Here is a 22,633-nt window from a genome sequence, read left to right on the forward strand (position 1 = left end):
CCCTTCCGCGGCTTCCGGAAGTCAGTATCCGCTGATACGCGGCAGCCAGGTCGAGATTGCGGGAACGAATGTGAGGAGCAGCAGGATCGCCGCGTAGGCGACGAGGAAGTACGGCATGTTGCGTATGATCTCGCTGACGCGCACCTTCACGACGGAAGATACCACGAAGAGGAGGGCGCCCACCGGCGGGGTTACAAGCCCGACCGTCAGGTTCACGATCACCACGATCGCGAAGTGGATCGGATCGATGCCGAGAGTATGGGCTATGGGGCTGAGGATCGGCACCAGAATGAGGACACCCGGCAGCGGGTCCATGAACAAGCCGAACGCGATCAGCAGCAGGTTGACGGCAAGGAGGAAGACGATGGGGCTCAGGTCCCAGGCCCCGATCGTGCCGGCGATGCTTTGCGGTATGCCTTCGATGATGATGATCCATGCAAAGGCGCGCGCTGCCGCCAGGATGAGCAGGATCGCCACGGAAATCAGTGCCGAGCGAAGAAGGATCCCGGGCAGGTCGCGCAGACGCAGCGACCGGTAGACGAACATCCCGCAGAGCAGCGCATAGAAGACGCCGACGACGGAAGCTTCCGTCGGGGTGAAGACGCCGGTGCGAATGCCGCCGACGATGATGACGATCATCATCAAAGCCGGAACGGCCCGAAGTGTCGTCCGTGCCATCTCGCGCCATGGCGGGCGCGGATCGCCTCCTTTGTAGCCACGCTTCCGGCTCACGTGCCAGTTCACGGCTGCCATCGAGAGCGAAATGAGCAAGCCCGGAATTATTCCTGCCATGAAGAGCGCTCCCACGGAGACACGACTGTCCTGCATGGCATAGAGGATCATGATGATCGAAGGCGGGATGATCGGTCCCACCACGGCGCTGGAGACCGTCAGCGCGCTGGCATAGCTCTTGTCGTAGCCCCCCTTTTCCATCATCCGGATCATCATGGCGCCGGGGCCGGCCGCGTCTGCCAGTGCAGAGCCGGAGATGCCTGCGAACATCGTCGACGATAACACGTTCGCGTAGCCGAGGCCTCCGCGATAGTGGCCGACGAATTGGGAGGCAAAGCGCAGCAGCACCTGCGTCATCGCGCCTCCGGTCATGAGTTCGGCGGCAAGTATGAAGAAGGGGACAGCCATCAGGGGGAAGCTGTCGAGACCGGAGAACATCTCCTTGACGACGACGATCTGGGGATAGCTGCTGCCGAGACTGATCGCGGCTCCGGTGGCGATGGCGAGCGCGAAGGCGACCGGCATGCCGATCAGAAGTAGACCGAAGAACGCGACGAACAGGATTACTGCCATCGGGATTCTCCACGCATCATGCGCGATGAGCTTTCAGTCGAGGCGGAGCGCATCGTCTTGCGGATCGTCCAGCGTTTCGAGGCGGCTCTCCAGCACGTAGGACTTTGCGACCAGCAGCAGATGCACGATCAGCAGGATGAAGCCTATCGGCATTGCGGCATAGATGTAGCTGAAGGAAACCCGGGTTGCGGGAGTCACCTGGAAGCGCATTCGCGACAGGTAATCGTATCCCATCCAGACCATGACGACGCAAAAGGCCAGCAGCAGTATGGCGACGACCGTGCGCGTCAGCCGTTGCGCTGGCAACGGCAGCATCTCCTGAAAATTGTTTATGGCCACATGGCCGCCGAAGCGAAGGGCCAGGCCAGCCCCGATGAACGTCATCCATATCATCAGGTAGCGGGCGACTTCTTCGGACCAGGTGATGGAGAAGTTTGTCAGGAAACGGAGAGAGACGTTCGCGAACACGATGCAGGACATGGCCGCCAGCAGCAGCACGAGCGCCCACTTGTTCGCCTCGACGAACCAATGCTCGAACGCCTTCAACTCGCCCTCCCGAAGTTGCAACGGCGCGCAGGGTGCTTCCCTGCGCGCCTGGCGGATCGCGGTGCCGACCGCCTACTTTGTGGCGATGATCTGGTCGATCAGTTCCTTGTCGTACGTCTGATAGTACTGCTCGTACGCGCTCGCCAGTTGCTCCTGGAACGCTGCCTTCTGCTCGGCCGAGAGCTCGCCGACTTTCATGCCGGCTTCCTTGAGCTTGGTAACCCCGGCGCTTTCGACGTTGTCCACGAAGCCGCGCATCGCGCTTACCGCCTCTGTCGCGCCTTTGCGGAAGGCTTCCTGATCCTCTGGCGTCATCTGCTCCCACAATTGCTTGGAGACCAGAAGCATGGCCGGCGAATACACGTGCCCGGAAAGTGTGAGATACTCCTGCACTTCCGACAGCTTGGCTGAGGTGATCACCGAAAGCGGGTTTTCCTGCCCGTCGATCGTACCCTGCTGCAGCGCACTTATGACTTCCGGCCACGCCATCGGCGTCGGTGCCGCTCCCAGCGCCTCGAACGCCGCGATGTGAATCGGATTCTCCATCGTCCGGAGCTTCAGGCCCTGGACGTCCTCCGGGGATGCGATCGGGTTGCGGTTGTTCGTGATGTGACGAAAGCCCTGCTCGCCCCACGCGAGGGCGACCAGGCCGGCATCGTCGAACTTGGCCAGGATGTCCTGACCGATCGGGCCATCGAGTACGTTGCGCGCATGAGCGAGGTCACGGAACAGGAACGGAATGTCGAACACACCGGTCTCCGGCACGAAGTTGCTGAGCGTGCCGGATGAGACGATCGTCGCTTCCACGGTTCCGAGCTGAAGTCCTTCGATCACCTCGCGCTCACCGCCGAGGCCGGAGGATGGGAAGTGACGGAACGAGTAGCGACCGTCCGTCTCGGCCTCGACCACTTCCTGCCACTTCTCCGCGGCGACTCCGTAGTGCGAGTCTGGCGCGGCGGCCAGGGCGTAACCGATCTTCACCTCCTGCTGGGCGGATGCCGGCGCAGCCCAGACCAGACCTGCAAGCGCCAGCGCCAGAGCGGCGGGTGCAGTCGACCTTGCAAACATATTCATCAATTCTCACTCCCAGTTGCGCAGCGTCTGCTACATTCGAGGTTCCTCACCTACTGCCTTTCCTGCAACACCGCTACCCGGAAAAGGGCGGGGGAGCGGCCATCTTCCAAAGCCATTGCCCAAGCAAGCTGGCTCGCGAGACTGCGACGTGCGAGTGGAACGCCCGGCCGGGACAGCACCGTCTTCATGGCGAAAGACCCCGGTGCGAGCGTGGACAAATCCCTCCCCGCGGAAAAAATCCCCGCCGCCAACTCCCTGATTTCCTTCCCCGACTGCCGACTGCCCACTCCCGACTGCCTCCATTCCATCCACGTCTCCCGCACCCCCGCTATCCTTCTCCTCGCAGCCTGCCGTCGGGAACGGGACGTACGACCGGACGACCCAGGCAGGTGTGGCGCCGGAGGATGCCCGCGAACGGTGGCGGGCGTGTTCCGGCCCCCGTCCGGACCGGAGCTGCCCCGCGAGGGGATGGCCGGGATGGCCGGGGGGAAAACGCCGCCGGCGCATGGCAGCGCGTCGAAACACAAAAAGAAACGGACGCGATGCCATGCGCCGTCTCCCGACTGGAAAACCCCGGCCTGAAGGCGCGGGAACGCGCCCGCGCGCCACGACGAAAGGACGAGTGATGGCAAGGAAATCGCGACAGCCCAGATGGACCCCGAACCCCGAATGCGAGGCCGCCTTCGAGCGCATCACGCGGAACGCGCACCAGTGCGCGGCGCTCCTGTGGGGCGAGAAACCCTGCGAGAACCCTGAAGAGGAGGCTTCCGGCCGCGCGCTGATGCTGGCCATGGCCATGGGCTACTTCCTCTGCCGCATCGACCCGAAGGACGCCCTGGCGCTGTATTCCGGCAAGGGCAGCTTCGCCGATTTCGACTACAAGCCCTATCCGCCCGGCTATCGGGTGAAGGACGGCCTCTTCAGCGGCCCCACGATCGCGCCGATGCAGTGAACCGTCGCGCGGAGAGGGGTACTTTCTGACGGGTTGAGAGCGCATCCAAAGACAAAGCGCTCTAAGTGCCCGCCTCCAGCGCCCCCTCGGCACTGACGGCGACCGTCGTCCCGGCAAAGCGCTCGTGAAGCGTCCGGTCGAGCCGCAGCGCCGGCGGCGCCGGCCAGCCCATCTCGCCCGCCACGATCAGGCCCAGCAGCAGGATCGCGTCCGGCTCGTGCAGGACGATCGCCGCCGGCGCCCGGCCGGCGTGGACGAGTTCGAGCAGCACGGCCGACGCCGAGGACGAGCCGATCGTGCCCGGCAGGAAGAGCACGCGCCCGGCGACGCTTTCGCCGTGCTGCGGGTGGCGCACGTCGGCGATGGTTCCGGTCTTCGGATCGACCCCGCCCCAGAAGCTGATCGGCGCCGAAAGCACCAGCGCCGGCCCGCCCGCCGCCGCGCCGGCCACCAGCACCTCGCCCCGCGCCGGGCTCACGCGTCAAGCTCCCGCAGCACCGGCCGCCCCGCCACCGCGCTCTCCACGCAGTCGGCCAGCGACGCGTAGAGCACCGCGTACCCGGTATTGCCCGGCGCGTATTGGGCGAACTTTCCCGAATTCGTCATCAAAACGCCGCCCGCCACCTCCGCCATGATCGGCGTCACCACCACGCAGGTGTCGGCCACGATCACCACCCCCGCCCGTTCGAGTGCAACGCGCCGTTCGGGGCCGGAGGCGTCGAGCGCGTGCCGACCGGTGCAGGCGAAGAGCGGCACGGCAAGCTTTCGGCCTGCCACCAACCGCTCCAGCGCCTCCAGTTCGCGCGGCGAAAGATGCGGACTGCCGATCGCCACCGCGTCGATCCTGTCCGCCCTCTCAGCCGTCGACAGCCGCCGCTGCGCGTCGAGCGCCATGGCCGGCGTGACCGCGATGACCTGCTCCGGTGGCTGCCCGCCCAGCGCCGCCTCGAGGTCCGGCGCCTCCGGCGTCACGCCCGCGATATGGAACAGCCCCACCGCCCCCGTCGAAGCCGCCGCCGCCCCGAAGGCCTTCAGCGCATCCTCGCCCGGGTGGCCGGCAATCCCCGTGACGACACCTACGGCGTTCCCGACCATGCGCCCGAAAAGACTGCCCAACACCGGCCACGCGATCTCCGAGGCGAGGAACGCGGGGGGTAGCGCCGAAACATCGAACACGATCCTCGCCCGCCGGTTCTCCACCCGATGCAGCCCGTTATCCGGCGCCCGTCCCGTGATCGCGCAGGCGATGTCGAGAAAATCGCCGTACCGGTTCGTGCGCGCCCCGAGAACGGAGTTGCAGAACACGACGGCGTTGGATTCCCCCCAGGCGACGTCGGTGCCCTTCTCCGGCCGATGCCCGGCCTGGTAAGGCGCGCAGGTCCAGGAGGGTTCGCAGCCGAGGTCGCGATACGCCCGCATCATCCGCCGCGCCATCTCGCGCTCGGTCCCTTCGAGCCGCACGCGGCAGCTGCCGGTGAGATCCAGCGCCCCGACGTTCAGCGTCGCCCGCACCGCAACCTTCGCCCCGCCGGCCACCAGTTTTTCCGCGAACAGGGTCCCGGAATCGCCATGGTACAGCGCCCCGTCGATATGGGCCGACCGGACCGGAATCAGCCGCGTCGCGCCGATCAGCCGGGCGCTCTCGGCCAGGATGCGCATGGCCATCGACGCGCCGTCGCCATCCCGGCCGGCCGCGATCGCGCGCTCCTCGTCGGTGAGCTGCAGCGCCACGCCCCTACTCGGCCGCCTCGCGCCGGGCACGGTAGCGCATCACGTCGAAGCGCGCGCCGAGCGCGTCGTAGAGAAGCAGCCGGCCGATCAGCGGCTCGCCGATGCCGGCGATGAGCTTGATGGCCTCCATCGCCTGCAGCGTCCCCATCACGCCCGTCAGCGCGCCGAGCACGCCAGCTTCCGCGCAGGAGGGCACCAGCCCCGCCGGGGGCGGTTCGGGAAAGAGGTCGCGATACGAGGGCAGGGGCTCCCCCTCCGGCCCGTTCTCGAAGGGCTTCAGCACCGTCAGCGACCCGTCGAAACGCCCCACCGCCGCCGCCACCAGCGGCTTGCCCGCCGCCGCGCAGGCGTCCGCGACCAGATAGCGGGTATCGAAATTGTCCGAACCGTCGATGACGAGATCGTAGGCCGAGACAAGCTCGGCGGCGTTACCGGCATCGAGACGGACATGATGCCGCTCTACTGCCACATGCGGATTGATCCGGCCGATGGTCTCCGCCGCGCTGTCGACCTTGGCCTTGCCGACCGCCCTGGTGTCGTGGATCACCTGTCTTTGCAGGTTGGACACCGAGACGATGTCGTCGTCGACGATGCCGAGCGTGCCGACCCCGGCGGCGGCGAGATATTCCAGCACCGGGGCGCCGAGGCCGCCGGCGCCGATCACCAGCACGCGGGCGCGCTTGAGCTTCTGCTGGCCCGGCCCGCCGATTTCCGGCAGCACGATGTGGCGCGCATAGCGCTCCAGTTCCTCAGGCGTCAGCGGGTCAGGGCGGCTCTCGTTCATGCCGGGATCATACGCCGCGGCACGCGGAAAGTCAGCCGGCCTCGTCGGCGCGGATCGTGCCTCCCGACACGGTCAGAAACTGTGCCCGTCCGTCGAGCGCGGAGAAGAGGTCGCGTTCGGTGCCGGTCATGAAGACCTGGCAGCCCAGGTCTTCCAGGATGTCAAAAAGCGCGGCGCGGCGGCCCCGGTCGAAATGCGCGGCGATCTCGTCGAGCAGGAGCACCGGCGCCATCCCCGCGATCTCGCCGGTCAGCCGCGCATGCGACAGCACGAGCCCGACCAGCAGCGCCTTCTGCTCGCCGGTGGAGCAGAGCTCGGCGGGCATGTCCTTGGGGCGGTGGCGGGCGAGGAGGTCTGAGCGGTGCGGACCTTCGAGCGTGCGGCCGGCGGCGCGGTCGCGTTCGCGTCCCTCCGCCAGGCGGCGGCGAAAGTCTTCCTCGGCGTCGAGAGACGCGCTCGCGGCAAGCGCTTCCTCCAGGGGGCCGGAAAGCGCCAGGTCGGCCTTCGGGAAAGGACCGGTGTCGGGCGCCCGCTCGATCATGGCCTTGAGCAGCCGCACCATCTCGAAGCGTGCCGCGGCGATGGCGGCGCCGGTCTCCGCCATCTGCGCCTCGATGGCCTCGAACCAGGCTTCGTTTCTTGATCCCTCCGCCAGCAGGCGGTTGCGCCCGCGCATCGCCTTCTCGTAGTCGAGCGCGCGGCGGCCATGGGCGGGGTCGATGGTCAGCACGAGCCTGTCGAGGAAGCGCCTGCGGTCGGAGGCCGGACCGGTGAAGAGCCCGTCCATAGCCGGCGTCAGCCACATCACGCGCAGCCATTCCAGCATCTCGTCGGCCGATCGTGCGGTCGCGCCGTTGATGCGGACCTTGCGCCCCCCGTCCCCCTCGGCTGCGATTTCGCCCGCGCCGGTGCCGATTTCGGCCTCGCCCGACGGACCTTCGATCCGCGCATGGATGGCGAAGCCCCCGGGAGCGGCCTCGCGAACCAGGTCCGCATAGGGTGCCCGGCGAAGCCCGCGGCCGGGCGAAAGCAGGGAGATCGCTTCCAGGAGATTGGTCTTGCCCGCGCCGTTTTCGCCCGACAGCACGACGGCGCCCGGAGCGAAATCGGCGGCGAGGCTGGCGTAGTTGCGAAAGTTCGTCAGCTTGAGCCGGCCGATCGCGGCCCGGCGAGGCCGGCCGGCGGCTTCGCGATCCTCGTCGGCCACCGCCTCAGACGCGCATCGGCATCAGGACGTAGAGCGCCTGTTCATCCGCGAGATCGGTGATGAGCGTCGGAGAGCCGGCATCGGCGAGCATGAATTGCGCCTCCGATCCGTTGAGTTGCGCCGCCACGTCGAGGAGATAACGCGCATTGAAGCCGATCTCGACGGGATCGGAATCGTAGTCGGCCGCGATTTCCTCGACCGCGCTGCCGGAATCGGGATTGTTGACCGTCAGTGTGACCTGGCCGTCGGCGATCGACAGCTTGACCGCGCGGCCGCGCTCGGAGGAGATGGTGGAGACGCGGTCGACGGCCGCCGCGAAGCTCTGGCGATCGATCACGAGCTTCTTGTCGTTGCCCGACGGGATGACCCGCTGGTAATCCGGGAAGGTGCCGTCGATGAGCTTCGAGGTGAGTACGACGCTGCCGATGGTCAGCCGGATCTTGGTGTCGGACAGCTCCACGACCACCTTCACGTCCGGATTGTCGACGAGTTTCTGGAGTTCGCTGACCGTCTTGCGCGGGATGATGATGCCCGGCATGCCTTCCGAACCGGCAGGCGCCTCGATCTCGGCGCGCGCCAGTCGGTGGCCGTCCGTCGCGACGGAACGCAGCATGAGCTTCCCGCCGCTCTCGTGCGTGTGCAGGAAGATGCCGTTGAGATAGTAGCGGGTCTCCTCGGTCGAGATCGCGAACTGGGTCTTGTCGATCAGGCCCTTCAGGGCCGGCGCCTCGAGGCGGAAGATGTGGGAGAAGGAGCCCGCGGTCAGTTCCGGGAAGTCGGACTGCGGCAGGCACTGCAGCTTGAAGCTCGACCGGCCCGAGATCACCGACATGGAGTGGCCTTCCGGATCGGTCTTCAGCATCACCTCGGCACCGTCCGGCAGCTTGCGCACGATGTCGTAGAGCAGATGCGCAGGGACCGTCGTCGCTCCCGCCTGTTCGATCTGCGCGGGCGTCGCCTCCGTCACCTCGAGATCGAGATCGGTCGCCTTCAGCTCCAGGACCGCGCCGTCGGCCTTCAGCAGCACGTTCGACAGGATCGGGATCGTGTTGCGCCGTTCGACCACGCGATGCACGTGGTTGAGCGACTTGAGCAGGTTGGAACGTTCGAGTGTGACGCGCATGACGGACCGGTCTCGTGATCAGGGATGCTTCGAGCGCGAAGCGCAGAAACGAACGGCCCGAAACGGGCCGACAACGAGGGGCAAAATGACAGGAAAAGCGCGGCAAAGGCAAGCCCGCGCGAGGGCTACGCCCCCTTCGCGCGGGCATTCCCGGGGGAAAAGCGCCCCGGTCCGCCGCCCCGCGCGACCGGTCAGGCCGCCTGGTCGTTTATGAGCCTGCGCAGCAGCTCCAGTTCCTGCTCCAGCTTCTCGTCGGTGCCCGAGAGACCTTCGATCTTTCGCACCGCATGCAGCACGGTCGTATGGTCGCGTCCGCCGAACCGCCGCCCGATCTCGGGAAGGGAGCGCGGGGTCATCACCTTCGACAGATACATCGCCACCTGACGCGGCTTGACGATCGTGCGGGTGCGCCGGTTCGAGAGCAGCTCGGTCTTGGATACGTTGTAGTGGCGCGCCACGATGCGCTGGATATCCTCGATCCGCACCCGCTTCGGTTCGCCCGACCGGAACATGTGGCCGAGCAGTTCGTCGATGCGGTCGATCGTCAGCTGTGGTTCGAACGACTGCCGAAACAGCAACTGGTTGAAGGCGCCCTCGAGTTCGCGGCCGCTGCCGGTGACGGTGCGAGCGACGTGCTCCAGGATCTCGTCGGGAATTGCCAGCGACTGGTCTTCCGAGCGGGCCGCTTCCAGACGCTGCTTCAGCATGGACAGGCGCATGGCCATGTCCGGCGCCGACATTTCGAGCGAGACCCCGCCCTGCAGACGCGACCGGACGCGCGGTTCCAGCGATTCCAGATCAGACGCGGGACGGTCGGCAGCGACCACGACCTGTTTGGCGCTGTCGAGCAGCATGTTGATGAGATGGCAGAACTCGTGCTGGATCGACTTGCCCTGCAGGAACTGCATGTCGTCGATGATGAGCAGGTCGATGTCGCGAAGCTGTTCCTTCAGCGTCAGGGCATTGTTGTCGCGGATCGCGGTGGCGAAACGCCACATGAAGTACTCCGCCGTCAGGTAGACGACACGCGAGCCGGGGCGCCGCGCCAGCGACTCGGCGGCGATCGCCTGGAGCAGGTGCGTCTTGCCGAGCCCCACGGAGGCGTGGATGAAGAGCGGATTGAAGCGGATCGAGGTGGATGCATTCTCCGCCACCGTCCGCGCGGCGGCGAAGGCCACGCGGTTCGAGGGACCGTCCACGAAACTGTCGAACGTGTAGCGTCCGTCCAGCGGCGACCCGAGGATGCTCTGCCGAGGGGCGTTGTCTTTTATCGGGGCGCGGGGCTGCGCCTGCTTCGGTGCCGCCAGGACACCGTTGCCCAATGCCGTCTGGGGATTGCGCGTGGCCGGCTTGGCCGGGGCCGGCTCGGCCTCGATCAGTCCGCGGGTCGACCTGGCAGCGGTACGGACGACGATTTCAAGCCGCAGGATCTCGGGCTGTTCCTTCTTCCAGAGCTCGGTGATGAGGGACAGATAGTGATTGTTGATCCAGGAGCGCAGGAACGCCGTGGGTACCGATAGCCTGACAACGCCGCGCGAAGCTTCCGCAAGCTTCATGCGTCCGAACCAGCTCGAATAGACGTCCGCGCCGAGGCGCGCCTGCAACTGAGCCCGCAACTTGTCAAAGATGGAGTCTGCTTCCGAAGCTCCGCCGCGCATCGTGCCTTCTCCGCCGTTGTTGACAATGAAAGGAAGCCCCGCCTGTGCCCCCGTTTCAATTCCGCCGTACATGTCCTCGTTCCTTTTCATTGATCAAAGCTGCCCTCTCGCTCGCAACGGAACGGTCGCGAACGTCCTCGATTTTATCAGGCGGCCGCAGGCCGCACTCCTCGCTACACGTCCCCATTTCCTGCCGCCCCATTCGGGACGGCACGTCCCACTCCAGGCGCTCACGCGCCTTGGTCCCCAGTTTTCGGACAGCGCAAGGACCCCGCCCTGGCGCATACGCCAGGAGACACACGTCCTCACCTTACGCTGGACACGACGCTGACCGCCGCCTCAAACGGGCAAAACTCTAGCGCTCACCGGTTTCAATCCGGCGTGTGAGCGGTTCGAATTTTCCTGGGTATTAAGGGCCGCAGCCCTGTCCCGTTTGATGCTTAGACCTTAGAAAATGCGCTTCCGAGAGGCAAGGCCGCTTCATCGGTTTTTTACGGATATGGCGTAGCCGAGAGGTTGAAATCGGAGCCCTGAACTCAACCGTTCGGATAATTGCTTTGTGAATCAAACTGTTCCGAAACCGGGCATTTTGCGTAAGCGGCTATTAAAGAAATGATAATTTTCTGCTTGACATAATTAATTCACGCTAGCGTGAGGCTGCTGATGAACAAGCTGTGGACATCCCCGCGCAAGCTGTTGTTTTTGCTCCAGAAATCGTGAGCGCCGCTTTGCGGTTGCAAGGGTCCGTTTCCCCACGCCGGTCTGCAGGACGGTTATGCCGGCAAACGAAAAGCGTCCCGTTTTTCGCAATGCACTATGATGCCATGGGCAAGCCATTGGAGGCAAACGAAAAGCCCGGCGTTGCCGCCGGGCTTCATCAAGAATTGCTTAGCCGTATGACGTTGCGTCAGGCGCCGAGAGCCTTCACGCGCTGTGCCAGACGGGACACTTTCCGCGAGGCGGTGTTCCTGTGCAGGACGCCCTTCGTCGCGGCGCGCATCAGCTCCGGCTGAGCGTCCCTGAAAGCCGTCTCGGCCGCCGTCTTGTCTCCGGAAGCGATTGCTTCCTCGACCTTGCGCACGAAGGTGCGCACGCGCGAACGGCGGTTCTTGTTCATTTCGGTCCGGCGGGCGATCTTGCGCGTAGCCTTCTTGGCCGAGCTCGTATTGGCCATGGTGCCTCTCTCGTTTTGCCAGGGTCGCGCCACTCCGATGCCGGCAGGCGCGAAAACAAACGGGCGGCCGGATGGGCCGCCTCAGTCGTGCGGGCTTATAGTCGAGCTTCGGCGATGCGTCAACGCCTTCCGGCGGTGAAATACGAGAGTTTCACGGGCCCGATCGAGTCCTACCAACGGACGGTCGATCGTGCCGGGAGTCTCACCGACGAGGCTCCGATGAGGCGACGGAATGCTCCTCGCTCCGGGGAGCGGTGACGACTTTTATTATATGAGTTCGCCAGCGACCGCAGCCGTCAATCGCTCTCGCCTTCGATGGAGGGCACCGAAACGCCGGCCATCTCGGCGGCAAGCAGCCGCGCCGCGCCGGCGCGAGCGAACCGCATCAGGAGGGACTTGCGGGTGGCCGGCGCCAGCCGGTGTTCGGGAGCGTCGCGGACCACTTCCGCGCCGTAGCCGTCCGACAGGATGAAGCCGCACTCCTCCGGGAAGATCGAGGCCGGGACCTCCGGATGGGTGGCGAAGAAGAAGCGATCTGAGTGAAGCCGGTACTCCGGCCATTTCCGGTCGACGCGGAAATCCTCCACCGAGGACTTGATCTCTATGATCCATATCTCGGCATTGCGGGTGATCGCGATCAGGTCGGCCCGTCGGCCGGATGCAAGCGAAAGCTCCGGCAGGACGTGCGCGTTCATCTGCAACAGCATGCGCTGGACGCCGCGCCGGACCAGAAGCGCGCGTTCCGACTGACGGCCGTCGACGAGGGGATTGAGGGGAATCGGCGAGACGATGGGCATCGGCGCAGAATGCCACCATCGGGTTCGAAGCGAAACCTTCCGTCCAGCAGGTGCAAAAAGGCTCCTGCCATAGCGGCGGTCGCGAGGCCGGTCGGGGCTCCGGGGAACGAAGATGTTGCCGAACTGCAATAATTGTGGCTGAATTCCGCCCGTGGGGACGCGCCGGTGCCGATGAGGCTTGGCAAAATCAAGGTAAACTGCCGTTAAGATTTCGGACCTAATCATGGCTCGAATCGGGCAGGGCCTTCAATCGGGAACGAAGCATGAGAACAAGAGCAATCGTCGTCGCGGCGGGGTTGGCACTGGCGACGGCACTCGCGGGCTGCACGTCCGACGGCACCATCAGCATGTTTTCCTCCTCGTACGGATCGAAGAAGGATTCCGGCTACCAGCTGCCGTCCATTCCCATCTCCAAGGTGCCGCGGAAGTATCATCGGCAGACCGTCCGCTACGACACGAAGGAGAAGCCGGGTACCATCATCGTCGATACCAACGAGAAGTTCCTCTATCTCGTCATGCCGGAAGGCAAGGCGATGCGCTACGGCATCGGCGTCGGGCGCGAGGGCTTCGAGTGGAAAGGCACGGCGCGCGTGGCCATGAAGCGCGAGTGGCCGACCTGGACCCCGCCCTCCGAGATGATAGGCCGGCAGCCGGAACTTGCAAAATGGCGCGGCGGCATGCCGCCCGGTCTGATGAACCCACTCGGCGCGCGGGCGCTCTACCTGTTCAACAAGAATGGCGACACCGGATACCGCCTCCACGGCACGCCGGAATGGAATTCCATCGGGCAGGCGATGTCTTCGGGATGCATCCGGCTGATCAACCAGGACATCATCGACCTCTACGAGCGCGCGGAGAACGGCGCCAAGGTCATCGTTCTCTAAAGAAGAGCGCGGGTCGCCCCATCGCGGCGGCGACCCTTCGATCGTGCCCGGATCCGGCAAAGGCCCGGCACGATCACACCACCTGACGGGTTATTAAGCGCATTCCGGTCGGAACAGTTTGCGGGCGCGGTGTATTGCGTCCTGTGAACAGCCACGGGAGTGCTCAGATGCCGGACCAGATCTGGTGGAAGCGCGGGATCGTCTACCAGATCTACCCGCGATCCTTTCAGGACACCAACGGAGACGGGATCGGCGACCTGGAAGGCATTCGCCGCCGGCTCGACTATCTTGCCTGGCTCGGTGTCGAGGCCATCTGGATTTCGCCCTTCTATCCCTCGCCCATGGCCGATTTCGGCTACGACGTGTGCGACTATCGCGGCGTCGATCCGATGTTCGGGACGATGGAGGACTTCGAGCGGCTGGTTGAAGACGCGCACGCCCGCGACCTCAAGGTTATCCTCGACTTCGTGCCGAACCACACTTCCGAGGAACATCCCTGGTTCCGGCAAAGCCGGCAGTCGCGCGACAACGACAGGCGCGACTGGTACATCTGGCGCGATCCCGCTCCCAACGGAGGGCCGCCCAACAACTGGATCAGCAATTTCGGCGGCTCCGCGTGGCAATGGGACGAAGCCACTGGACAATACTACTACCACGCCTTCCTGAAGGAGCAGCCGGACCTCAACTGGCGCAACCGCGAGGTTCGCGAGGCGATGTACGATGCCATGCGCTTCTGGCTCGACCGCGGTGTCGACGGGTTCCGCGTCGACGTCATCTGGCATCTCATCAAGGACGCGGAGTTCCGCGGCAACCCGCCCAACCCCTCCTTCCAGCCAAGCCAGGCGGAGATCAACCGTTTTCTTCAGGTGCATTCGGCCGATCAGCCGGAGGTGCACGAGGTGATCGCCGAGATGCGGTCGGTTCTGCAGGAGTATCCGGAGCGGGTGCTGATCGGCGAGATCTACCTGCCGCTCGAAAGGCTCGTTGCCTATTACGGCGAGGACCTGAAGGGCGCGCACCTGCCGTTCAACTTCCAGCTTCTCCAGGCCAGCTGGCGCGCGGAGGAGATCGCCAGGCTGATCGTCGAATACGAGGACAAGCTCCCCGATGGCGGCTGGCCGAACTGGGTGCTCGGCAACCACGATCAGAAGCGGATCGCCGCGCGCGTGGGGCTGGAACAGGCGCGGCTTGCCGGCATGCTGCTCCTGACCCTACGCGGGACACCCACCATGTACTACGGCGACGAGATCGGCCTCGGCGAGGTGCAGATCCCGCCGGAGGCCGTGCAGGACCCGTGGGAGAAGAACGAGCCGGGCCTCGGCGTCGGCCGAGATCCCGCGCGCACCCCGATGCAGTGGGAGGACGGGGCCAACGCTGGCTTCACGGCAGGAAAGCCCTGGCTGCCGCTCGCAGCCGATAATGGCGATTGCAACGTCGCCTGCCTTCGTGATGACAAGAACTCGATTCTGTCGCTTTATCATCAGCTGATCCATTTCCGGCAGAGACACCCCGCGCTGAGCGTCGGCTCCTTCGAACTCAGTGGTGCCGAGGGCAACGTGCTGGCCTTCGAGCGCCGCCACGGCGACGAACGCTTCCGGATCGTGCTGAACTTCAGCAAGGAGAACCGCTCCTGCGCGATCCCTCGGGGATCGAAGGCACGTATCGTGCTGTCCACGGCTCTCGACCGCACAGGCGAGGAACTGGATGGATCGGTCGAGCTGCGGCCGAACGAGGGCATCCTGGCGACCCTCGAGCGCGACTGACCGACAAAGAGCCATCCCATCTGCTGTCGGAACGTGACCGCGCGGGAACCGTTGTCATGCCACATTGAAACGGGACGGGTTTGCCGATGCTGGACCTCTGGTACAAGAACGCGGTCATCTATTGCGTCGACGCGGACGCCTTCATGGATTCCAACGGCGACGGGGTCGGCGACTTCAAGGGCCTCGCCGACCGGCTCGACTACATCGAATCGCTCGGCGCCACCTGCATCTGGCTGCTGCCCTTCTATCCGAGCCCCAACCGGGACAACGGCTACGACATCACGGATTTCTACGGCGTCGACCCTCGCCTCGGATCGCTGGGGGATTTCGTCGCCTTCACGCGCGCGGCGCACGACAGAGGGATGCGGGTCCTCGTCGATCTGGTCGTGAACCACACCTCGATCGACCACCCCTGGTTCCAGAGCGCGCGCAGCGACCCGAATTCTCCCTACCGGGACTGGTACGTCTGGTCGGATGAGAAGCCGGAGAACATCCACGACGGCGTGGTCTTCCCGGGCGTGCAGGAGGCGATCTGGACGTACGATCGCAAGGCGAAGAGCTGGTACCTTCATCGGTTCTACAAACATCAGGCTGATCTCAACACCGCCAATCCCGAGGTGCGGGAAGAGATCGACAAGATCATGGGCTTCTGGCTCCAGCTCGGGGTCTCGGGCTTCCGCATGGACGCGGTCCCGTTCCTGATCGAGTACAAGGGGCTGAAAGAGCGTCCGAAGGAGGATCCGGCGGACTATCTGTCGGATTTGCGCCGGCTGCTGTCCTGGCGTCGCGCGGAATCCGTCCTGCTTGCCGAGGCGAACGTCACCATGAAGGAGGTGACCGACTATTTCGGCAAAGATGGAAACCGCATCCAAATGGTCTTCAACTTCATGCTGAACCAGCACATGTTCCTCGGCTTCGTCCGCAAGGATGCCGAGCCCATCCGGCGGGTTCTCGCCATGATGCCGGACCTGTCGATCGAGGGGCAGTGGGGCACGTTCCTGCGCAACCACGACGAACTCGATCTCGGGCGCCTGTCCAACCTGGAACGCCAGGAGGTCTTCAATGCGATGGCGCCCGATCCGGGCATGATCGTCTACGATCGCGGCATCCGGCGGCGCCTGGCGCCGATGCTCGACGGGGACCAGCGCCGGCTCCGGCTCGCCTACAGCCTGATGTTCTCGCTGCCGGGTACGCCCGTCATCTGGTACGGCGAGGAGATCGGCATGGGCGAGAACCTCGATCTCAAGGAGCGCGAGGCGGTCCGCACGCCCTTGCAGTGGTCGTCCCGGCCGAATGGCGGCTTCTCCGTCTGCCCCGGGGAGGACCTCGTCCGCGAGATGAAGGAAGATGGCGAGTACGGCTACGCGAAGGTCAACATCGACGCCCAGAACAATGCCCCCGATTCGCTGCTCAACTTCATCCGCGGCCTGATAAGGGCGCGGCGGGCGGTGCCCGATATCGGCTGGGGGAAGTGGGAGGTCCTGGAGCTCGATTCACGGCTGCTGGGACTGCGGTGCTCCTGGCGCGGCAACGAAATCATCACGATCCACAACCTGTCGGACCAGAACGTCGAAGCCAGGATAGAGGGGAAGGACGAAGGCGAGCCGCTGGTGCCGATCCTGAGCGGAAGCGGCGGACGTGAACCGGTCACCTGTGGCGAGAAGTTCAGCCTGGGACCCTACGATTTCGTGTGGCTGCGCCCCGACGAGGACCGTCGCTGAGCCCGCGGTCGCAGCCCCAAGACCCAGCTATTTGCGCAGCACCACCCAGATAGCGTGGATGATGCCGGGAATGTAGCCCAGCAACGTCAGCAGGATGTTGAGCCAGAAGTGCAGCCCGAGCCCGACCTGGAGGAAAACCCCGAGTGGAGGGAGGATGACGGCTGCCAGTATCCTGATGACGTCCATGATGGGCTGCTCCCTCGCTTTCGACTGCCGAACAACCGCCCGCGGCGCAAACGGTTCCCGCACAACGACAGCCTTGCGCCGTTGCGCGGGGGGACACGGACCGGCGGATGCGATGATGGCGATAGCGTCGGAAGGCCGGGACGGCGCTGTCCGCCGTCCCGCGAAGGGCGAATGGTCAGCCGTACCAGGGACCCATCACCACTTCGGTCTCGGCTTCCGACTCCCGGACCTGCTCGGCGAAGGCCTGGGGATCGCTGTCGCGATAGTGATAGGGGTAGACATATTGCGGCGCGAACTCGGCAACGGCCGAGGCTGCCTGGTCGACATCCATCGTGTAGGGCAGGTTCATGGGGACGAAGGCGATGAAGATGTCCTCCAGCGCACGCATCTCGGGAATGTCTTCCGTATCGCCGGCAATGTAAACGCGCCGCCCGTCGATCGAGAGCACGTAGCCATTGTCGCGCCCCTTCGGATGGTACTGGAGGCGATCCTCGGTGGTGTTGTGGGCGGGGATCGCCGCGATTTCCATTCCCTCCACCGTGGTGCTCTCGCCGTTCCCGATCGCGGTGGCCTTCGATTTCAGGTCCTCCGGAAGCATGTCGTAGACGGCCGGGTTTGTCACGAGGCGCGTATTCTCGGTGACGATCCCGGAGAGCGTTTCCGCGTCGAAGTGGTCGCCATGCTCGTGGGTGATGAGGATGAGGTCGGGCTCCGGTTGCCCCTCATAAGCCGCCGCACCCCCGACGGGGTCATTGTAGATCGTCATGGCGGGCGTGGTCATGACGAAGGAGGCGTGGGAGATCGGATGGATTGTGATCTGGCCGCTCTCGGTGTCATAGGTGTCGCCTTCGCCGTCCTGCGCCCGCGCCGCGTAGGGCATGATCGTGGTCGCGCCGATCGTCGCTAGGCCGGTAAGTCCGAGCATGAGCGTTCCGCGTCGGGTGATGTGCATGGCGTTCTCCGTAGCTTGATATCGAGGGACGTTTGCCGGTTGACGCCGTTCCCCATCGTGAATGGTAGGGAGTGATCGACAGGCGGCGACCACATGGCGTTCAACTCTTCATGAACGTGTCGTGATCGAAGTTTTTTCTCGGTCGCCGACAACGAGAGCCGGGGAAATGTTTCCGCAGCTCGGCATGAGTTCAATCACAGCGAGAAAATTACATAAGTTAACTCCGTTTTGAGCATTTGGGATCAGGCTGATCGAAGGGGAATTTCGATGGCCAAGCTCGCCGGCATCTTCATTTCGACACGCAACCTGAAGCTGATCGGGATCGCCGTCTGGTTCGCCGCCTTTGTCGGCACCGCCTTGGTGCTGGCGGCGTTCAGCTACATGCAGGTCCGGGAAGCGATGCGGCAGGACGCCGAAGCGGGCCTCGAGCAGTTTGTCCGCCTCGACGAAAGCATCCGCGCCGCGTTCCAGGCACTCCGCGCGGATATCGCCGACGCGCCGTGTTCGGCGGGGTTCCAGCTGCACATGAGGAAGGTGGCCTATCTCCCGGACGGCCTCAACGAGTTCTTCTACGCGCCCGGGGGCATTGTCGAATGCTCAGTCAACGTGGAGCGTTTTGCCCAGCCGGTGCCGCTCGGCGAACCCGACTTCGCGACCGCGGACGGGAAGAGCTTCTGGATCGATCGCGACATCAGTTTCGCTGGACTGCCGGGCATGGTCGGCACCATCGTCCTCCATGATCGGTTTGCCGCCGTGGTTCCGCGCCAGGAGATGAAGCTTCCGTTGCCGGCCTGGATGAAGGCCGAGGCGGTGCTGGTAGCGCCGAACGGTCGCTGGTGGCATCGCAGCGGAAACGAATGGGTTCACCAGGACGAACAGCTTTCGAAACGCCGCGGATGGACGGATGGCCTGTTCGCGGTGCGCCAGAAGGTCTGCGTGACAGAGGGGTTCCACTGCATCTCGATGCGCGCGGCGGTCGCCGAACTGGCTGCGCACTACAAGCTTCCGGTGGCGGTGCTTCTCGTCCTAGCAGGCACGATCGCCAGTTGGATTACGCGGCTCGCTCTCAGGTTCATGCGCCGCTTATGGTCCTTCGAGGCGCGCTTCCTGCGCCATCTCGACGAAAACTCGATCGTTTGTGCCTACCAGCCGATCATCGAGGTGAAGACGGGCGCGGTCATCGGCTGCGAAGTGCTCGCCCGCTGGCGCGACATCGACGATGCGATCGTCTATCCGGACCGCTTCCTGCCTCTCGTGCAGAAACACGAACTCACGTCGCGGTTCACCCGACTCGTCATCGAGAAGGCATACCGCGACCTCACCGCGGCCTCGTTCGACGGGCAGCGTCTCCAGGTGAACTTCAACGTCTTCCCGCGTGATCTCGATGCCGCCGCGCTCGTGCGCACCTTCTCCATCTTCGACGACGCACGAGACCGGTTCGAACTCGTGCTCGAGATCGTCGAGTGCGACCACGTCGACCTGGCAAAGGGGCAGTCGCATATCCGCGCGCTCCGCCGGGCCGGTTTCAAGGTCTACATGGACGACTTTGGGACCGGATACTCCACGCTGAAGCATCTGGCGGAACTCGACGTGGACGGCGTTAAGCTGGACCGATCCTTCGCCATGGCGCCCACCGGCAGCATCATGTCCGAAATGCTCCGTCACGCCATAGACATGGTGCATGCCGCAGGCAGGAAGATCGTCGTGGAAGGCGTCGAGACGGCCGAACGGCTGGCGCAGCTTGAGGCGGACACGGCACGCGTGGACTTCGCACAGGGCTATTTCATCGCGCGGCCACTGGATCTGGAGCGCTTTTCGCGCTTCGTGCTCGACAGATCCTTCGAGGCCGTTCCTCAGCGAAACGCCGCCTGACGAGCCGGCCCTCCCGTATCCATTTCCCATGTTTCGCGCTATAGACCGCGCCCAGAACCCGAACTGCGCGGCACTGATGGCGAAGACAGCCCTGAAACTGGATGAAATGATCGATGGTGAGGCACTCCGGCGCGAGTTGACCGCACTGACCCTTGCAGACAGCGGCGACGGATCGACGCCCGAGATACGCGCCTCGGTTCTTCAGAAGCTGCGCGAGACACTGGCGGCAGGCCATCGCAAAGCCGAGGCGATGTTGATGGAAGACGGCGGCGGAACGGCTTGCGCCGCCCGGCTGTCGCATCTCATGGACGAGGTCATTCGCGCCCTCTACGACTTCGCCGTCACCCACGTCTACCGCTCCAAGAACCCGTCCGCCGGAGAGCGCATGACCGTCGTCGCGGTGGGCGGATACGGCCGCGGGACCCTGGCGCCGGGTTCAGACATCGACCTGCTTTTCCTGCTGCCCTACAAGCAGACACCGTGGGGCGAGCAGGTGGTCGAATACCTGCTCTACATGCTGTGGGACCTCGGGCTGAAGGTCGGCCATGCGACTCGCAACATCGACGAATGCGTGCGTCTTTCGCGCACCGACATCACGATCCGGACCGCCGTGCTCGAGGCGCGCTACCTCTGGGGCGATACGGGCCTGTTCGACGAACTCGTGAAGCGCTTCGACAAGGAGGTCGTCAGTTCCACGGGCGCCGAATACGTCCAGGCGAAGCTCGCGGAGCGCGACGAGCGGCACCGCAAGGTCGGCGCCAGCCGCTATCTCGTCGAGCCCAACGTGAAGGACGGCAAGGGCGGGCTGCGCGACCTGCACACGCTGTTCTGGATCGCGAAGTACTACTATCGCGTCCGCACCGGCGAGGAACTCGTCGAGAAGGGCGTCTTCACGCGCAAGGAATACCTTCAGTTCCGTAAAGCGGAGGATTTCCTCTGGGCGGTGCGCTGCCACCTCCACTTCCAGACGGGGAAGGCGGAGGAGCGCCTGCATTTCGACATCCAGCGCGATATCGCCGAAAGGCTCGGCTATACGAGCCATCCCGGCCTATCGGCGGTCGAGCGCTTCATGAAGCACTATTTCCTCGTCGCCAAGGAAGTGGGTGATCTGACCCGGATCTTCTGCGCCGCGCTCGAGGAAGAGCAGGCCAAGCACGTGCCGGGGTTCAACCGCCTTCTTCAAAGCTTCCAGCGCAGGCGGCGCAAGCTCGCCGGCACGTCGGACTTCATCGTCGACAACGACCGTATCAACATCGCCGACGACGGGGTTTTCGAGCGCGATCCGGTCAATCTGCTGCGCCTGTTCTGGTTCGCCGACAAGCACGGGCTCGAGTTCCATCCCGATGCGCTCAAACTTGTCACTCGTTCGTTGAAGCTGATCGACCGCGATCTCCGCCGCGACCGGGAGGCGAACCGGCTGTTCATGGACGTGATGACGTCCGGCCGGAATCCGGAGCTGAACCTAAGGCGCCTGAACGAGGCAGGGGTGCTCGGGAAACTGATCCCCGATTTCGGCAAGATCGTCGCGATGATGCAGTTCAACATGTACCACCACTACACGGTGGACGAACATCTCTTGCGCTGCATCGGCGTGCTGGCCGAGATCGAGCGGGGCGACGGCGAAAAGGCCCATCCCCTCGCCCACAAGCTGATGCCCGGCCTGAAGCCGCAGCGCGAGATACTCTATACCGCCCTGCTCCTGCACGACATCGCCAAGGGCCGGCCGGAGGATCATTCGGAAGCGGGTGCCAAGATCGCCCGCAAGCTTTGCCCGCACATGGGATTCTCGGCTGCCGAGACCGAAACCATCGCCTGGCTGGTGGAGCACCATCTCCTGATGTCGATGACGGCGCAGACGCGCGACCTCAACGACCGCAAGACCATCGACGACTTCGCCGACGTCGTGCAGTCGGTCGAGCGGCTGAAGATGCTGCTCGTACTGACGGTCTGCGACATACGCGGGGTCGGGCCGGGGGTCTGGAACGGGTGGAAAGGACAATTGCTGCGCACCCTCTACTACGAGACCGAACTCCTGCTCACCGGCGGTTTTTCGGAAGTCTCGCGCGCCAAGCGGGCCGAACAGGCGCGGGAGCAACTCGCCGAAGCGCTCTCGGGCTGGCCGGAGCGGGAGCGCGACAACATTCTCAAGCTTCACTACGACAACTATCTGCTGACGATGGATCTGGAAGATCAGGTCCGGGACGCGGAGTTCATCCGGGAGGCGGACGCCAACGGAAAGGTGTTCAGCGCTGGCGTGACGATGCGCGCGTTCGAAGCCGTGACCGAGATCACGGTGCTTACGCCCGACCATCCGCGCCTGCTTTCGGTCGTCGCTGGCGCCTGTGCCGCGGCCGGCGCCAACATCGTCGATGCGCAGATTTTCACCACCACGGACGGCCGCGCTCTGGATACCATCCTCATCGGCCGCGAGTTCGACCGCGACGAGGACGAACAGCGCCGCGGGGTGCGCGTCGGGCGGCTCATCGAGGACGTGCTTTCGGGCCGTAGCGAGCTGCCCGAGATGATCGAGAAGCGCGCCAGGCCGAAGCGCGGCCACAAGACGTTCCGCATCGAGCCGCGGGCCGAAATACGCAACACGCTCTCGAATCGCTTCTCGGTGATAGAGGTCGAGGGGCTGGACCGGCCGGGATTGCTGTCAGAGATAACCGGGGCGATCTCCGATCTTTCACTCGACATCACCTCGGCGCACATCACCACCTTCGGCGAAAAGGTGATCGACACCTTCTACGTGACGGACCTGACCGGCCAGAAGGTCGAGAACCCGACCCGGCAGGAGGCGATCCGCGACAGGCTCATTGCCACGCTCGGCGGTCCCAGCCGGGCGCAGAAGCTGAAGCTCGCCGCCGAATGATCCAACTGGTCCGGCGCTTGGCCGCGGAAGGC

19 protein-coding genes are annotated in these 22,633 nt (G+C 64.7%); 6 read left to right on the forward strand and 13 right to left on the reverse strand.

Annotation, left to right across the window (positions count from 1 at the left end; genetic code table 11):
• Positions 1–21: 21 nt before the first annotated feature.
• The 3 genes from BSQ44_RS03105 to BSQ44_RS03115 all read right to left on the reverse strand — a co-directional run bounded on the left by BSQ44_RS03105 (position 22) and on the right by BSQ44_RS03115 (position 2,925).
• Complete coding sequence (locus BSQ44_RS03105; protein WP_072601894.1) at positions 22–1,305, reverse strand: TRAP transporter large permease; 1,284 nt, start codon at positions 1,303–1,305, stop codon at positions 22–24.
• Positions 1,306–1,338: 33 nt separating this feature from the next.
• The gene (locus tag BSQ44_RS03110) at positions 1,339–1,851 is read right to left on the reverse strand and encodes a TRAP transporter small permease (protein WP_072601895.1); all 513 of its coding nucleotides are present in this window, start codon (positions 1,849–1,851) and stop codon (positions 1,339–1,341) included.
• Between the two features lie 72 nt (positions 1,852–1,923).
• Entirely contained in the window at positions 1,924–2,925 is a 1,002-nt protein-coding gene (locus BSQ44_RS03115; protein ID WP_072601896.1) for a TRAP transporter substrate-binding protein, read from the reverse strand.
• Positions 2,926–3,550: 625 nt separating this feature from the next.
• Between BSQ44_RS03115 and BSQ44_RS03125 the strand changes: the two genes are divergently transcribed.
• Positions 3,551–3,877 carry a hypothetical protein gene (locus BSQ44_RS03125; protein WP_072601898.1) on the forward strand — a complete coding sequence of 109 codons (327 nt, stop codon included), beginning with the start codon at positions 3,551–3,553 and terminating at the stop codon, positions 3,875–3,877.
• Between the two features lie 61 nt (positions 3,878–3,938).
• On the opposite strand, the gene BSQ44_RS03130 is transcribed toward BSQ44_RS03125, so the two are convergent.
• From BSQ44_RS03130 to BSQ44_RS03165, 8 genes are all read right to left on the reverse strand, one after another.
• Positions 3,939–4,355, reverse strand: coding sequence for an aconitase X swivel domain-containing protein (locus BSQ44_RS03130; RefSeq protein ID WP_072601899.1), 417 nt, complete (start codon positions 4,353–4,355; stop codon positions 3,939–3,941).
• Positions 4,352–5,608 carry an aconitase X gene (locus BSQ44_RS03135; protein ID WP_083534406.1) on the reverse strand — a complete coding sequence of 419 codons (1,257 nt, stop codon included), beginning with the start codon at positions 5,606–5,608 and terminating at the stop codon, positions 4,352–4,354. The genes BSQ44_RS03130 and BSQ44_RS03135 overlap by 4 nt, the downstream gene beginning before the upstream one ends.
• Positions 5,609–5,612: 4 nt before the next feature.
• Complete coding sequence (locus tag BSQ44_RS03140; RefSeq protein ID WP_072601900.1) at positions 5,613–6,392, reverse strand: molybdopterin-synthase adenylyltransferase MoeB; 780 nt, start codon at positions 6,390–6,392, stop codon at positions 5,613–5,615.
• Between the two features lie 31 nt (positions 6,393–6,423).
• Positions 6,424–7,551 carry a DNA replication/repair protein RecF gene (gene recF, locus BSQ44_RS03145; RefSeq protein WP_378214936.1) on the reverse strand — a complete coding sequence of 376 codons (1,128 nt, stop codon included), beginning with the start codon at positions 7,549–7,551 and terminating at the stop codon, positions 6,424–6,426.
• Between the two features lie 52 nt (positions 7,552–7,603).
• Positions 7,604–8,722: a DNA polymerase III subunit beta gene (dnaN, locus tag BSQ44_RS03150; RefSeq protein ID WP_072601902.1), complete on the reverse strand. Its 1,119-nt coding sequence runs from the start codon at positions 8,720–8,722 to the stop codon at positions 7,604–7,606.
• A gap of 191 nt (positions 8,723–8,913) precedes the next feature.
• Entirely contained in the window at positions 8,914–10,470 is a 1,557-nt protein-coding gene (gene dnaA, locus BSQ44_RS03155) for a chromosomal replication initiator protein DnaA (protein ID WP_378214900.1), read from the reverse strand.
• 817 nt (positions 10,471–11,287) lie between these two features.
• Positions 11,288–11,554 (reverse strand): 30S ribosomal protein S20, encoded by a 267-nt coding sequence (gene rpsT, locus BSQ44_RS03160; protein ID WP_072601903.1) that lies wholly within the window; start codon positions 11,552–11,554, stop codon positions 11,288–11,290.
• 296 nt (positions 11,555–11,850) lie between these two features.
• The gene (locus BSQ44_RS03165) at positions 11,851–12,351 is read right to left on the reverse strand and encodes an MmcB family DNA repair protein (protein ID WP_072601904.1); all 501 of its coding nucleotides are present in this window, start codon (positions 12,349–12,351) and stop codon (positions 11,851–11,853) included.
• Positions 12,352–12,614: 263 nt separating this feature from the next.
• Between BSQ44_RS03165 and BSQ44_RS03170 the strand changes: the two genes are divergently transcribed.
• From BSQ44_RS03170 to BSQ44_RS03180, 3 genes are all read left to right on the forward strand, one after another.
• Complete coding sequence (locus tag BSQ44_RS03170) at positions 12,615–13,235, forward strand: L,D-transpeptidase (RefSeq protein WP_072601905.1); 621 nt, start codon at positions 12,615–12,617, stop codon at positions 13,233–13,235.
• Positions 13,236–13,402: 167 nt separating this feature from the next.
• Positions 13,403–14,998: an alpha-amylase family glycosyl hydrolase gene (locus BSQ44_RS03175; RefSeq protein WP_072601906.1), complete on the forward strand. Its 1,596-nt coding sequence runs from the start codon at positions 13,403–13,405 to the stop codon at positions 14,996–14,998.
• Between the two features lie 86 nt (positions 14,999–15,084).
• A complete protein-coding gene (locus tag BSQ44_RS03180; RefSeq protein WP_072601907.1) occupies positions 15,085–16,719 on the forward strand; it encodes an alpha-amylase family protein in 1,635 nt (544 codons plus the stop codon).
• 27 nt (positions 16,720–16,746) lie between these two features.
• On the opposite strand, the gene BSQ44_RS03185 is transcribed toward BSQ44_RS03180, so the two are convergent.
• Together BSQ44_RS03185 and BSQ44_RS03190 are read right to left on the reverse strand one after the other, a co-directional pair.
• Complete coding sequence (locus tag BSQ44_RS03185) at positions 16,747–16,905, reverse strand: YqaE/Pmp3 family membrane protein (protein ID WP_072601908.1); 159 nt, start codon at positions 16,903–16,905, stop codon at positions 16,747–16,749.
• A gap of 175 nt (positions 16,906–17,080) precedes the next feature.
• Entirely contained in the window at positions 17,081–17,857 is a 777-nt protein-coding gene (locus BSQ44_RS03190) for an MBL fold metallo-hydrolase (protein ID WP_072601909.1), read from the reverse strand.
• 267 nt (positions 17,858–18,124) lie between these two features.
• On the opposite strand from BSQ44_RS03190, the gene BSQ44_RS03195 reads away from it, so the two are divergent.
• Together BSQ44_RS03195 and BSQ44_RS03200 are read left to right on the forward strand one after the other, a co-directional pair.
• The gene (locus BSQ44_RS03195; protein WP_072601910.1) at positions 18,125–19,729 is read left to right on the forward strand and encodes an EAL domain-containing protein; all 1,605 of its coding nucleotides are present in this window, start codon (positions 18,125–18,127) and stop codon (positions 19,727–19,729) included.
• Positions 19,730–19,805: 76 nt separating this feature from the next.
• Complete coding sequence (locus BSQ44_RS03200) at positions 19,806–22,601, forward strand: [protein-PII] uridylyltransferase (RefSeq protein ID WP_072601911.1); 2,796 nt, start codon at positions 19,806–19,808, stop codon at positions 22,599–22,601.
• Positions 22,602–22,633 lie beyond the last annotated feature (32 nt).

Source organism: Aquibium oceanicum, from assembly GCF_001889605.1.
Lineage (GTDB): Bacteria > Pseudomonadota > Alphaproteobacteria > Rhizobiales > Rhizobiaceae > Aquibium > Aquibium oceanicum.